11 protein-coding genes are annotated in these 12,976 nt (G+C 74.2%); 5 read left to right on the forward strand and 6 right to left on the reverse strand.

The features are described 5' to 3' along the window. Positions 1 to 102 precede the first annotated feature (102 nt). Positions 103 to 1,017, reverse strand: a complete 915-nt coding sequence (locus tag QSK52_RS37635) for a DNA-3-methyladenine glycosylase family protein (protein ID WP_285740784.1) — start codon at positions 1,015 to 1,017, stop codon at positions 103 to 105. A gap of 139 nt (positions 1,018 to 1,156) precedes the next feature. On the opposite strand from QSK52_RS37635, the gene QSK52_RS37640 reads away from it, so the two are divergent. After that, positions 1,157 to 1,945, forward strand: a complete 789-nt coding sequence (locus QSK52_RS37640) for a TIGR03089 family protein (protein WP_285740785.1) — start codon at positions 1,157 to 1,159, stop codon at positions 1,943 to 1,945. A 181-nt stretch (positions 1,946 to 2,126) separates the two neighbouring features. Further along, entirely contained in the window at positions 2,127 to 3,845 is a 1,719-nt protein-coding gene (locus QSK52_RS37645; protein WP_285740786.1) for an LCP family protein, read from the forward strand. Between the two features lie 13 nt (positions 3,846 to 3,858). Here QSK52_RS37645 and QSK52_RS37650 read toward each other — a convergent pair whose 3' ends face one another. Next, entirely contained in the window at positions 3,859 to 4,470 is a 612-nt protein-coding gene (locus QSK52_RS37650) for an acyltransferase (RefSeq protein WP_285740787.1), read from the reverse strand. Between the two features lie 194 nt (positions 4,471 to 4,664). Here QSK52_RS37650 and QSK52_RS37655 point away from each other — a divergent pair, with 194 nt between their 5' ends. Further along, the gene (locus QSK52_RS37655; protein ID WP_285740788.1) at positions 4,665 to 6,191 is read left to right on the forward strand and encodes an LCP family protein; all 1,527 of its coding nucleotides are present in this window, start codon (positions 4,665 to 4,667) and stop codon (positions 6,189 to 6,191) included. A 210-nt stretch (positions 6,192 to 6,401) separates the two neighbouring features. On the opposite strand, the gene QSK52_RS37660 is transcribed toward QSK52_RS37655, so the two are convergent. The 3 genes from QSK52_RS37660 to ssuE form a co-directional block, all read right to left on the reverse strand. Continuing rightward, complete coding sequence (locus QSK52_RS37660; RefSeq protein ID WP_285740789.1) at positions 6,402 to 8,951, reverse strand: ABC transporter permease; 2,550 nt, start codon at positions 8,949 to 8,951, stop codon at positions 6,402 to 6,404. A gap of 16 nt (positions 8,952 to 8,967) precedes the next feature. Beyond that, entirely contained in the window at positions 8,968 to 9,753 is a 786-nt protein-coding gene (locus QSK52_RS37665; RefSeq protein ID WP_285740790.1) for an ABC transporter ATP-binding protein, read from the reverse strand. Between the two features lie 290 nt (positions 9,754 to 10,043). Beyond that, positions 10,044 to 10,598: an NADPH-dependent FMN reductase gene (gene ssuE, locus QSK52_RS37670; RefSeq protein WP_285740791.1), complete on the reverse strand. Its 555-nt coding sequence runs from the start codon at positions 10,596 to 10,598 to the stop codon at positions 10,044 to 10,046. A 342-nt stretch (positions 10,599 to 10,940) separates the two neighbouring features. On the opposite strand from ssuE, the gene QSK52_RS37675 reads away from it, so the two are divergent. Together QSK52_RS37675 and QSK52_RS37680 are read left to right on the forward strand one after the other, a co-directional pair. Next, the gene (locus QSK52_RS37675) at positions 10,941 to 12,260 is read left to right on the forward strand and encodes an LCP family protein (RefSeq protein ID WP_285740792.1); all 1,320 of its coding nucleotides are present in this window, start codon (positions 10,941 to 10,943) and stop codon (positions 12,258 to 12,260) included. A gap of 120 nt (positions 12,261 to 12,380) precedes the next feature. Continuing rightward, on the forward strand, positions 12,381 to 12,851 hold the full coding sequence (locus tag QSK52_RS37680; protein ID WP_285740793.1) for a serine O-acetyltransferase: 471 nt from the start codon (positions 12,381 to 12,383) through the stop codon (positions 12,849 to 12,851). On the opposite strand, the gene QSK52_RS37685 is transcribed toward QSK52_RS37680, so the two are convergent. Then, a partial coding sequence (locus QSK52_RS37685; RefSeq protein WP_277952960.1) for an acyl-CoA dehydrogenase family protein occupies positions 12,848 to 12,976 on the reverse strand: 129 nt, incomplete at its 5' end. The genes QSK52_RS37680 and QSK52_RS37685 overlap by 4 nt on opposite strands.

Raw genomic sequence — 12,976 nt, forward strand, 5'->3', positions numbered from 1 at the left:
GACCTTCGGTGGGCTCCGGCCGTCAGCAGCTCGGACCCGCCGTTCCCCGGGCCCCTGACGGGGCCCTCGTGATGGAGCTCTCGTGATAGGGCCCTCGGCCGGCTAGCGGTTGCGGTGGTCGTTGGGGGTGAGGCGGGGGCCGTACTTCGGGGGGCGGGCGCCGGTGAGGGGGAGGAGGCGGCAGAGGCGGTGGCGGTGGGGGCGGTAGGGCTCCAGCAGGGCGAGCATCTGGGCGTCGTCGCTGCGGGGGCGGCCGGCCAGGGCCCAGCCGACGGTGTTGGGGAGGTGGAAGTCGCCGACGGAGACCGCGTCGGCGTCGCCGTTGCTGCGCTGGAGGGTCTCGGCGGCGGTCCAGGGACCGATGCCGGGGACGGCGGTGAGGCGGGCGAAGGCGTCCGCGGGGGGCATCGCGGCGGCCTGTTCGAGGCGGGCGGCGAGGCGGGCGGCGCGCAGGACGGTGGCGGAGCGCTTGGGGTCGACGCCGGCCCGGTGCCAGGCCCAGCTGGGGACGAGGGTCCAGTCGCGGGCGGAGGGGACCACCCGCATGCCGAGGTCGGCGGCGGGGCCGGGGGCGGGGGTGCCGTGGTCGCGGAGCAGGGTGCGCCAGGCGCGGTACGCCTCCATGGTGGTGACCTTCTGCTCCAGGACCGCCGCGACCAGGGACTCCATGACCAGGCCGGTGCGGGTCAACCGCAGCCCGGGGCAGGAGCGTTGGGCCTCGCGGAGCGGCCCGGGCGGGAGGACGAGCCCGGCCGGGTCGTCGTGCGCGCCGAGCATCGCGGGGAGCTGTTCGAGCAGCCAGCCGGCCCCGGGGCCCCAGCCGGTGGCGTCGATGCCGTCGGCGCGCTGGAGGATCCGCAGGGTGCCCGGACCGTCGGGGGTGCGGGAGGCCCGCCAGACGGCGCCGTCGGGGGTGCGCTGGAAGGCCGGGTCGCCGGCGCCGTGCTGGAGCGGGAAGAGGGTGCGGCCGAGGTCGAGCGGGTAGCCGGGCCGCCACTGTCGGGTCTGGGCGGGCATCGGTGCGTCCTCGGGGTGGGGGGCTGGGCAGGGGCGAGCGTAGCGCGGGGCGCCGACGTCGCGCGGACCGCGGCGCGGCGTTCCGACGGGGCGGGCGCCCTCCCCTCCGGCGGGGGCAGGACGTAGGCTGGTCCGCACCATGACTGCGCCTTTCGCTGCCGACGCCCGCACCCCCGCCGAGCTGCTGCAGGCCTTCCTGCGCCCGGGGTCAGCCGCCGATCCGTCCCGCCCGTTGGTGACCTTCTACGACGACTCGACCGGGGAACGGGTGGAGCTGTCCGCGAAGACGTTCGACAACTGGGTCGCGAAGACGGCCAACCTGTTGCAGGACGAGTTGAACGCCTCGCCCGACGACCGGGCCGCGCTGCTGCTGCCCGCCCACTGGCAGAGCGCGGTCTGGCTGCTGGCCTGCTGGTCGGTCGGCGTGGTGGCGGTGCCGCAGGGCGATCCGAAGGACACCGATCTGGTGGTCTCCGGCCCGGACGGGCTGGCGGCCGCGCAGGAGTGCCCGGGCGAGCGGGTGGCGCTGGCGCTGCGCCCGCTGGGCGGGCGGTTCCCGCAGCGGCCGGACGGGTTCCTGGACTACGCGGCGGAGGTGCCCGGGCAGGGCGACCGGTTCGCCCCGTACTCGCCGGTGGACCCGCAGGCGGTGGCGCTGGAGACGGTGGTGGACGGGCTGCCGCTGAAGCTGACGGGCGAGCAGACGGTGGCGCTGGCCCGGGAGGGCGCGGCGCGGCTGGGCCTGGACAGCGGCAGCCGCGTCCTGACGACGCTGTCCTTCGACGACTGGACGGGCCTGGAGGCGGGCCTGCTGGCGCCGCTGGCCGCCGGGGCCTCGGTCGTCCTGTGCCGGAACTCCGAGCAGTTGACGGAGGGTCAGTGGCAGAGTCGGATCGACTCCGAACGGGTGACTCTGCGCCTCGGGTGACGACCCCGGCCCTCCGGGGCGGGTAGTCCTGGGGCGATGGCAGTGGAGTGCGACGACGGCGCGCTCCGCCCGGCGGAACCGGCCGGGCGGAGCGCGCCGACGCCGTTTTCCACCCTTACGCCGGGTGACGGGTATCACATCGCGGAGGGTTTGGGCGTCAGGCTCGTCTAGGGTGTCCGGGATGAACAGCGGACACCGGAGCCGGGGCGACTCGGCCGACTCGATCACTCCCGGCGTCGACCCCGCCGACCAGTGGGTGCTCGACCCGGCGACCGGCGAGTTCCGACTCGACCTGGAAGCGGGCCGGCGGGACTCCGCCGCGCGGCCCCGGGCCGCCTCGGCACGGCCGCGGGCCGAGCGCCGGGAGGAGACCGCCGGGTCGACCGGCTCGCGGGCCGCCGCCCGGGGGGCGAAGGGCGCGACCGCGGTGGCGGGCGGCCGGGCGGCCCGCCGCAAGGGCCACTCCACCCGCGGGCGCCGGGCGCTGAAGTGGACCGCGGGCACGCTGGGCCTGGTGCTGGTGGCGGGCTGCGGCGGCGCGTACTACGTGTACCAGCACTTCAACAACAACATCTCCTCGGTGAAGGTCCAGGTCGGCGACGACTCCGAGCGCCCGCAGGCGACCGACGCGCTGAACATCCTGGTGATCGGCACCGACAGCCGGGTCGGCCTGGGCCGCGAGTACGGCGACGAGGGCTCGACCGGGCACGCGGACACCACGCTGCTGTTCCACATCTCCAAGGACCGCTCGAACGCGACGGTGCTGTCCATCCCGCGCGACCTGATGGTGCCGATCCCGGAGTGCAAGACCGGCAACAAGACCATCCCCGGCGCGGCCCGGGCGATGTTCAACACCAGCCTCGGACAGGACGGGCGCGACCCGGGCTGCACCTGGAAGACCGTCGAGAAGCTGACCGGCGTCCGGATCAACCACTTCATGATGGTCAACTTCGAAGCGGTGAAGACCCTTTCGACCGCGGTCGGCGGCGTCGAGGTGTGCGCCGCCACCGACATCAACGACCCGTACTCGCACCTGAAGATGACCGCGGGCCGGCACGTGGTGCAGGGCGAGGAGGCGCTGGCCTTCGTCCGGACCCGGCACGCGGTGGGCTTCGGCGGCGACCTGACCCGGATCCCGCTGCAGCAGCAGTTCATCTCCTCGATGATCCGCAAGATGAAGAGCAGCGACACCCTGACCAGCCCCACCAAGCTGTGGGACCTGGCGGACGCCGCCACCAAGGCGCTGACCGTCGACGACGGGATCGGCAGCGTCAACAAGCTGAAGGACCTGGCGCTCGACATCTCCCGGGTCGACACCAAGAACATCACCTTCACCACGGTGCCGGTGATCGACGACCCGGCGGACAAGGACCGGCTGGTGCTCAAGCCGAACGACGCCCAGCAGTTGTTCGCGATGATCGCCGCGGACCGCTCGCTGACCGACGTCCCGCAGCAGGAGCAGAGCGCCTCCCCCGAGCCCGCCGCCCCGTCCTCCTCCGCCCCCGCCGCGCCCCAGGTGGACGCGGCCGGGGTGAAGGTCACCGTGCGCAACGGCAGCGGGGCCTCCGGGCAGGCGTCGAAGGCCGCGACCACCCTGCAGGGCAAGGGCTTCGCGCTGGCCGTCGCGGGCAACAACGCCGACGCGGCGGCCACCAGCGCCGTCACCTACCCCGCCGGGCACGAGGACGAGGCGCAGGCGGTGGCCGCGGCCCTCGGGCTGCCCGCGACGGCGGTGCAGGCGAGCAGCCGGCTCGGCGCGAAGGACGGCGTCGTCGTGGTGCTCGGCAAGGACTTCACCGCCGCGGGCAGCGCGCCCTCGGCGGTGCCGACCGAGGCGCCCAAGGACATCCAGCGGGTGCAGGCGGACGACACCAACGTCTGCGCGTCCAAGGCGAAGTAGCCGACCGCCGGGCTCAGCGCTCCGCGTCCGGGACGAGGGTGTCGGGGCCGGTCTCGGTGTAGGTCTCGCCGGTGCGCGGGCAGCGCCAGCGTTGCGGGCCGTCCGGGACGAGGGGCTCGCCCGCCCGGCCCACCCACTTGATCCGGCGGGCCGGGACGCCCACCACCAGCGCGTGGTCCGGGACGTCCCGGTGGACGACCGCGCCGGCCGCGACCAGGGCCCAGCGGCCGACGGTGACCCCGGCGACCAGGACGGCGCGGCCGCCGATCGAGCAGCCCTCGCGGAGCGTGACGCCGCGGGCGTGCCAGTCGTCGCCGCGCTTGAGCCTGCCGTCCGGGTCGACCGAGCGCGGGTAGAGGTCGTTGGTGAGGACGGCGGCCGGGCCGACGAAGACGCCGTCCTCCAGGACCGCGGGCTCGTACACCAGGGCGTGGTTCTGCAGCTTGACCCGGTCGCCGAGCCGCACGCCCGGGCCGACGTACGCGCCGCGGCCGATGATGCACTCGGCGCCGATCCGGGCGTCCTCGCGGACCTGGGCGAGGTGCCAGACGGTGCTGCCCGGGCCGATCACGGCGCTCGGGTCGACGTCGGCGGTGGCCTGGATCCTGGGGGCGCTGCTCGTCATGGGCGCGAGCCTAGTGCGGGCGGACGGCCCCCGTCCGGCGTTCCGGGGAGCGGCCCCGCCGGGGCGGTGGGTCGTGGTGGTGGGTCGTGGTGCTGGGTCGTGGCGGTGGCTGCGGGTGGATCGGGCGGGCGGGCCCCGGCCCCGTCCGGCGTGCCGCCCGGGCGGGTGCGGTCGGGCCGCCTACCATGCGGAAGATGCCCCACCAGCGCCCTCCCGAACGCCAGCCCGCCCCCGTTCGGCCGCGGCGGCCCGGTCGTCGGCGCTGGGGCCGCTGGGCGGCGGGCACCCTCTCCTTCGCGGTCCTCGCCACTTCCTGCGGCGGGTGGGCGGTGCTGAACGGCATCGGCTCCTCGCTCGACCGGGTGGACGCGATCGGCAGCGGACCGGACCGCCCCGCCGACGACGGCGCCACGACCTTCCTGGTGGTCGGCACCGACGAGCGCGAGGGCATCCCGGAGTCCACCCTCAAGGACGTGCTGCACGCGGGCGGCGAGTCCTGCCACTGCACCGACACGATGATGATCGTGCAACTGTCCGCGAACCGCGGCCGGGCCACCGTGGTCTCCGTCCCGCGCGACTCCTACGTGGACATCCCGGCCCACCAGGACCTCGCCACCGGCAAGCAGGTGGACGCCTCCAAGGGCAAGATCAACGCGGCGTACGGGATGGGCGGGGCGCCGCTGGCGGTGCGCACCGTCGAGCAGAACACCGGGCTGCGGATCGACCACTACGTCGAGGTCAACTTCCTCGCCTTCGTCTCCACCGTGGACGCCCTGGGCGGCGTCGAGGTGTGCACCACCAAGCCGCTCAGGGACGACTACTCGGGCCTCGACCTGCCCGCCGGGACCAGTCGGCTGGACGGGGCGGGGGCGCTGCGCTACGTCCGGGCCCGGCACGTGGACGGCTCCTCCGACCTCGGGCGGATGCACCGGCAGCAGAAGTTCCTGGCGCAGTTGCTGCACCGGGCCACCACCGGGGACACCCTGCTCGACCCGGCGAAGCTGACCGGGGTGCTGGACACCGTGCTGCGCTCGGTCAAGGTCGACAAGGGGCTGGGCAACGCCGAACTGCTGGAGTTCGCGGGGCGGTTGAAGGACCTGTCGGCCGCGAACGCGGACTTCGTGACGGTGCCGCTGGCCGAGGTCGACCACCAGGTCGCGGGATGGGGGTCGACCGTGCTGTGGGACGAGAAGGGCACCACGGCGCTGTTCGAGGCGCTCCGGGCCGGGCGGCCGCTCACCGGGGCGGGGGCGGGGGCGGCTGCGGCTGCGGCGGTGCCGCCGAGCGCTTCGCCCGTTGCCGGAACGGTTCCTCCGGGCGAGGTGCGGGTGCAGGTGCTCAACGGGGCGGGCGTCCAGGGGCTGGGCTTCCGGGTCGACGCGGAGCTGCGCAAGGCCGGGTTCGCCACCACCGGCACGCCCTCCAACGCGCCCGGCGGCGGGGCGGCGACCACCCGGACGGTGATCCGTTACGACCCGCGCTGGGACGAGTCGGTGAAGACCCTGGCGGCGAGCCTGCCGGACGCGGAGCTGGAAGCCGTGCCGGGGTTGGGGGCGACCTTCCAGGTGGTCGCGGGCAGTGAGTACCGGCCTCCGGCGGGGGCGACGGCCGTTGCTGCGGCTTCCGTTCCGCCCGCTGCCGCCGCTTCGGCCTCGGCTTCGGCTTCGGCGGTGGCGGTGGCCGGGGCGGAGAGCGGGAGCGAGATCAGCTGTCCGGGCTGAGGGGTGGGCGGGGGTGCTGTCCTGGCCCGAAGCAGCACGGACCTTCGGTGGGCTCCGGCCGCCAGCAGCTCGGACCCGCCGTTCCCCGGGCCCCTGACGGGGCCGCTGCGCGGCACGGAATGGGCCGTTCCCCGGGCCCTGAAGGGGCCGCTGTGCGGCACGGACCGAGCCGTTCCCCGGGCCCCTGGTCGGGGCCCGGGGGACGGCGGGTCAGTCGGTGGCGATGGCGGCCAGGACGTTCATCCGGGCGGCGCGGAAGGCCGGGACGAGGGCGGCGGCCAGGCCGATGAGGACGGAGCCGATCAGGACGGTGGCCACGGTGCCGGTGGGGACGGTCAGGACGTTCAGGCCGTTGTCGGCGAGGACGGACCGGGCGGTGACGCCCCAGGCGAGGCCGAGGGCGCTGCCGAGGACGGCTCCGAACAGGGCGATGACCACGGATTCGAGCCGGACCACCCGGCGCAGTTGGCGGCGGGAGAGGCCGATGGCGCGCAGCAGGCCGATCTCGCGGGTGCGCTCGACGACGGACAGGGCCAGGGTGTTGACCACGCCGAGGACGGCGACCACGATCGTCAGGCCGAGCAGGCCGTAGACCATGGACAGCAGCTGGTCGACCTGGGACTTGATCATGTCCTTGTAGCCGGCCTGGTCCTTGACCATCAGCTGCGGGTAGGGCTCCAGCGCCTTCTGCAGGTCGGCGAGCACGGTGCCCTTGTCGGCGCCGGCCGAGGCCCCGGCGAACAGCGTGCTGTCACCCGGGAGTTGGCCGTTCAGGCCGGTGGAGACGGTGCTGATGGCGGTGAAGAAGTTGCCGTCGAACAGTTGGTTGCCGGTCTTCAGGACGGCGGCGACCGGGATGGTCTGGGTGCGGCCCTCGCCGTAGGCGACGGCGATCGGGTCGCCGACCTTGAGGTGGTGCGCGTCGGCGAACTTCTGGTCGACCGAGAGGCCGCCGCTGAACACGCCCTCGGCGGTGCCGGAGGCGACCGGCAGGCGGAAGTCGCGGGTGAAGTTCGGGTCGGCGGCGACCAGGCTGCTCCTGGTGCGGGCGCCGTCGGGGGTGGTGAGTTCGGCGGGGACCTCCTTCTGCCGGGTGACGTGGTCGACGCCGGGGGTCCGCTCGACCGCCCGGGCCGCGTCCGCCGGGACGGTGGCGCGGCCACCGGCGACGATGTAGTCGGCGCCGACGGTCTTGTCGATCTGGGCGGTGGCCGAGGAGACCATGGAGGAGGTGATCACGGAGGCGCCGACCACCACGGCCAGGCCGATCATCAGGGCGGCGGCGGTGGAGCCGGTGCGGCGCGGGTTGCGCATGACGTTGCGCTGGGCGAGGCGGCCGGCCGGGCCGAACACGGCGGGCAGCGCGCCGCCGAGCAGGCGGAGCAGGCCGGAGACCAGCAGCGGGCCGAGCACCACGGCGCCGACCAGGGTGGCGAGCACGCCGAGGCCGATCAGCATCCCGCCGGTGGCGCCGGAGGAGGCGGCGGCGAGCACCAGGGCGGCGGCGCCGAGCACCGTGACCAGGCCGCCGACCGCGACGCGGACCCGGTTGGCCCGGGGCTCGACCGGGGCGGCGTGGTCGAGCAGCGCGGCCATCGGGGTGATCCGGGAGGCCCGGCGGGCCGGGACGAACGCGGCGACCAGCGTCACCAGCACGCCGACCGCGTACGAGACCACCGGCACCGTCCAGGTGACCTCCAGCGAGGCGTCCAGGTTCATCCCGACGGCCTTCATCAGCTGGATCATGCCGAGCGCGAGGCCGAGCCCGGCGCCGATGCCCAGGGTGGAGCCGAGCACGCCGAGGATCAGGCCCTCGGTCAGCACCGAGCGGTTGACCTGGGAGCGGCTGCCGCCGATGGCGCGCAGCAGGCCGATCTCGCGGGTGCGCTGGGTGACCAGCATGGAGAAGGTGTTGACGATCAGGAAGCCGCCGACGCCGGCCGCGAGGACGGCGAAGCCGAGCATCGCGTACTTCATGAAGTCCAGGAAGGAGCCGACGTCGTCGGAGTTCTCCTTCTTCTGCTCGGCGGCGGTCTTGCCCTGGAAGCCGCTGCCGAGGTCGGCCAGCGCGGTGGCCTTCAGCTGCTCGTCGGTGCGGGTGCCGTCGCCGAAGACCTCGACGGAGGTGTACGCCTCGGTGCCGAGCAGCACCTGCTGGGCGGTGGCGGTGTCCAGGAAGGCGAGGGCCGCGCCGGGGTTGGTGGTGCGGAAGGTGGCGATGCCGGAGACGGTGAAGTCGTGGTTGGCGTCGGTGATGATCCGGACCTTGGAGCCGAGGCCGAGGTGGGCCTTCTCCGCGGTGTCGGCGTCCAGCACCAGCTGGCCGTCGCCCTGCGGGGCGTGGCCGGAGGTGATCTCGACGGAGTTGCGCGGGGTGTCGGTCCAGTTGCCGGTGAGGGTGGGGGCGCCGGTGGTCGGGCCGATCACCTTGTTGGTGGCGGGGTCGACCAGGGTCGCGTCGGAGGTCATGACCTGGCCGATCGCGGCCTTGACGCCGGGCTCGGCGGCGAGCTTCGCCACCGTTCCCACCGGGATGCCGGGCGCCGGGCCGGGGCCGCCGTCGGTGATCTCGTCCTTGGCCTTGGAGACCGACAGGTCGGAGGCGGTGGAGGCGAACAGCTTGTCGAAGGTGCTGGTGGCGGTGTTGTAGAAGACCAGGGTGCCGGCCACGAAGGCGACCGAGAGCACCACGGCGAGCAGGGAGAGCACCAGGCGCCACTTGTGGGCGAGGAAGCTCCGCAGCGAGGTCTTGAGCAGCATGGTTCCGGGCCCCGTCTCAGCTGGTGCGCTTGCCGTCGAAACGGCGCATGCGGGTCAGGACGGAGTCGGCGGTGGGGTTGTGCATCTCGTCGACGATCGCGCCGTCGGCGAGGAACAGCACGCGGTCCGCGTGGCCGGCGGCGACCGGGTCGTGCGTCACCATCACGATGGTCTGGCCGAGTTCGTCGACCGAGCGGCGCAGGAAGCCGAGCACCTCGGCGCCGGAGCGGGAGTCGAGGTTGCCGGTGGGTTCGTCGCCGAAGATGATCTCGGGCCGGGCGGCCAGCGCGCGGGCCACCGCGACGCGCTGCTGCTGGCCGCCGGAGAGCTGGCCGGGGCGGTGCTTGAGGCGGCCGGACAGGCCGACGGTGTCGATCACCTGCTGCAGCCAGGCCTGGTCGGGCTTGCGGCCCGCGATGTCCATCGGCAGCGTGATGTTCTCCACCGCGTTCAGCGTGGGGAGCAGGTTGAACGCCTGGAAGATGAAGCCGATCTTGTCCCGGCGGAGCTTGGTGAGCTGCTTGTCCTTGAGGCCGGTGACCTCGGTGTCGCCGATCCAGATCCGGCCCTCGGAGACGGTGTCCAGCCCGGCCAGGCAGTGCATCAGCGTCGACTTGCCGGAGCCCGAGGGGCCCATGATCGCGGTGAAGCGGCCGCGCTCGATGTCGACGTCGACCGCGTCCAGCGCCGTCACCCGGGTCTCCCCCGCGCCGTACGCCTTGGTGACCTGTCGGGCCCGGGCGGCGGTGCCGTCCCGCTCCGGCAGGGGTGAGAGGTGGGCGGCGCTCGCTGCCGTGGTCACTACGTGCTCCTCGTCGTGGGGGGTCCGTCGTCGTCCCCCAGCCTTCCGGGCGTCACCCCGGCCGCGGAATCCTGCTGGCTTCCGTCTTCGGGGTGGGGCCTGCCCCACCTTCGGAGGTGGGGCAGGGGGGATGGCTCCACGGTAGGAGCGGGCGTCGCGGGGGTCGTCCTCCACCGGGTTGAGCCCCGTCCCGGGAAAGCGTCCGGGGCCCGGGTCCGCTCCCCTAGGGGTCGCCGCGCTGCGGTCTGAGGGTCCCGGGCCCCGGGCGGGGCGGCTTCGCTGACGAACGGTCAGCTGGCGGCGGCGAGTTCCACCCGCGGGGCGAGGGCGGCGGAGAACGCGTCGACCACCGGGGTCAGCAGCACCTCGGTCTCGCGCTCCAGTTCGGTGCCGCCGTCCTCGCGCACCCCGACGTGCCGGTCCAGCACGAACCAGCCCTGGGTGATGTGCCCGGCGCCCATCGAGCTCAGCACCGGCCGCAGCGCGTAGTCCACCGCCAGCACGTGCGCGGTGGAGCCGCCGGTGGCCAGCGGCAGCACCGTCTTGCCGCGCAGCGCGTACTGCGGCAGCAGGTCGAGCAGGGCCTTCAGCAGGCCCGAGTACGCGGCCTTGTAGACCGGGGTGCCGATCACCACGCCGTCGGCCTGCTCGAACAGCTCGACGGCCCGGGCTATCGCCGGGTCCGAGGTGTCCGCGGCGAGCAGCGCGGCGGCGGGCAGCGAGCGGGCGTCCAGCGTGCGGACCTGGTGCCCGTGCGAGGCGAGCCGGCGGTCGACGTGGCGCAGCAGCCGGGTGGTGCGGGAGGTCGCGGACGGGGAACCGGAGACGGACAGGATCACGGCCATGGAGTCACCTCGGGGCGTACGGCCGCGGGCAGGGCGCGGCCGGGAAAGGGAGGGGGAGGTCGGCGAGGGCGCAGGTCGCCTGCGGGTGAGTGCGCGGCGGGAAGGGTCAGCCGCGACACAGCGAGCAGGACACCCGGCCGTGGTCGACGTGCCGCCGACGGGTGAGGACCTGACGCTGCTCCATACCGTCATGCAAACACGCCCGCTTTCGACGGGTCAAGGCCGTGCCCGCCTGGTGAACAGTGCTCCGAACCGTCCCCGCCCTGCATCAAAACGGCCACAACGGGGCCCGCGGGGCCTCCGCGATCACTGCGCGGCCCCGGGTTCGGGCATCCTTCCCCCATGAACACGTGGCAGGAGCGCCCGGGGGGCGGCGCACACGGGCAGGGCGACGCGGCACGGGGCCAGGGCGGAGCGGCGGCCGAGCCGCCGCTGCCGCCGGAGTTGAACCCGCGCGGCGCGGGCGTCCCGCTCTCCCGCCCCACCCACCAGGACCGGCCGGACCCCGGCCGCCCGTACGGCGGCGCGGGCCGCCCCCCGTACGGCGGGGGCAGCGGCGGCGGGCAGCCCCCGTACGGCGGGCAGCAGCCGTACGGGCAGCAGCCCTTCGAGCCGGGGCCGACCCCGGCGGGCCCGGCGGGGCCGTCCGCGCCCGGGGCCCGGCCGCGCCGCTCGCGCAAGAAGATCGTCGGCTACTCGGTGCTCGGCCTGGTGCTGGCGCTGCTGGTCACCATGATCGGCACCTACTTCTGGGCGGACGGCAAGCTGCACCACGAGAACGTGCTGGCCGACTACCCGGGCCGCCCGCCCGCGGGCAAGGGCACCAACTGGCTGATCGTCGGCTCCGACAGCCGGGCCGGGCTCACCGACGCCGACGAGCAGGACCTGCACACCGGCTCCGCCGAGGGCAAGCGCAGCGACTCGATGATGATCCTGCACATCGGCGACAACGGGAACACCCTGATGTCGATCCCGCGCGACTCCTGGGTGCAGATCCCCGCCCACCTGGACACCGCCGGCAGCGGCAAGACCGTCCCCGCCGCCACCCGCAAGATCAACGCGGCCTTCGCGGCCGGGGGCGGCCGCCTGCTGGTGCAGACCGTCGAGACCAACATGAACCTGCGGATCGACCACTACGCGGAGATCGGCTTCTCCGGCTTCGTCGGCCTGGTCGACGCCGTCGGCGGCGTCGAGCTGAACATCGAGCAGCCGATCAAGGACAAGGACTCCGGCCTCGACCTGCAGGCCGGCACCCAGACCCTGAACGGCAAGCAGTCGCTGGCCTTCGTCCGGCAGCGCCACCAGATGGCCGACCAGGACCTCGGCCGGATGCGCAACCAGCAGAAGTTCCTGGGCGCGCTCGCCAAGCAGGCCGCCTCGCCGACCACCCTGCTCAACCCCTTCACCTTCTACCCGCTGGTGTCGGCCGGGCTGGACACCGTGATCGTCGACGACGACGCCGGGCTGACCGACCTCGGCTCGATGTTCCTCGCCATGAAGGGCGTCACCGGCGGCGACGGCAAGACCATCACCGTCCCGATCGGCAACGCCGACTACCGCACCCCGACCGGCGAGTCCGCGGTCAAGTGGGACGAGGCCAAGTCCAAGGCGGTCTTCGACGCGATGCGCAACGACACGCCCGTGCCCGCCGTCCCCAAGTAGCCGCTCCCGGCGGGCGACCGCCCCGCGGCGGCGTCCGGGATTCGCACGGCGGATCCGAACTGCCGCCGCGGGGCGCGTCGTCGGCGCCGCGCCGGGCGGGGCGGCAGGACAATGTCGGCCATGTCGCTGGTGACCTCCCTCATCTACCGCCGCAGAAGCCGGCTGTTCGGCCGCCTGGTCCAGGAGGCCCTGGCCCTCTACGGGATGGAGGTCCCGGCCGCCGCCGAGATCGGCCCCGGCCTGGTGGTCTTCCACCGCGGCTTCGGCACCGTCCTGCACCCGTACACCACCTTGGGCGCGAACGTCACCCTCTACAACGGCGTCACCATCGGCCGGGCCGACCCGTGGGTCCCGCAGGAGCTCTCCGCGATGCGGCGGGTCGTGCTGGAGGACGGCGTGGTGGTCTGCGCCGGTGCGAAGATCGTCTGCAAGAGCGGCACCCTCACCGTCGGCGCCGACACCGTCGTCGGCGCCAACGCCGTCCTCACCCGCTCCACCGGGCCCGGCGAGATCTGGGCCGGGGCGCCCGCCCGCAAGGTGGGCGAGCGCGGGCGGGTGCACGAGCAGGGGCGCGAACCGGTGGGCGGTTAGGGCAGGTTGCGGGCCATCACGATGCGCTGGACCTGGTTGGTGCCCTCGTAGATCTGGGTGATCTTCGCGTCCCGCATCATCCGCTCCACCGGGTAGTCCCGCGTGTACCCGTACCCACCCAGCAA

The sequence above is a fragment of the Kitasatospora phosalacinea genome (assembly GCF_030268885.1).
Classification (GTDB): Bacteria; Actinomycetota; Actinomycetes; order Streptomycetales; family Streptomycetaceae; genus Kitasatospora; species Kitasatospora phosalacinea_C.

Coding starts and splice junctions, on each gene's coding strand:
- QSK52_RS37635 (WP_285740784.1), bottom strand. CDS start 1,017: ATGCCCGCCCAGACCCGACAGTGGCGGCCCGGCTACCCGCTCGACCTC.
- QSK52_RS37640 (WP_285740785.1), top strand. CDS start 1,157: ATGACTGCGCCTTTCGCTGCCGACGCCCGCACCCCCGCCGAGCTGCTG.
- QSK52_RS37645 (WP_285740786.1), top strand. CDS start 2,127: ATGAACAGCGGACACCGGAGCCGGGGCGACTCGGCCGACTCGATCACT.
- QSK52_RS37650 (WP_285740787.1), bottom strand. CDS start 4,470: ATGACGAGCAGCGCCCCCAGGATCCAGGCCACCGCCGACGTCGACCCG.
- QSK52_RS37655 (WP_285740788.1), top strand. CDS start 4,665: ATGCCCCACCAGCGCCCTCCCGAACGCCAGCCCGCCCCCGTTCGGCCG.
- QSK52_RS37660 (WP_285740789.1), bottom strand. CDS start 8,951: ATGCTGCTCAAGACCTCGCTGCGGAGCTTCCTCGCCCACAAGTGGCGC.
- ssuE (WP_285740791.1), bottom strand. CDS start 10,598: ATGGCCGTGATCCTGTCCGTCTCCGGTTCCCCGTCCGCGACCTCCCGC.
- QSK52_RS37675 (WP_285740792.1), top strand. CDS start 10,941: ATGAACACGTGGCAGGAGCGCCCGGGGGGCGGCGCACACGGGCAGGGC.
- QSK52_RS37680 (WP_285740793.1), top strand. CDS start 12,381: ATGTCGCTGGTGACCTCCCTCATCTACCGCCGCAGAAGCCGGCTGTTC.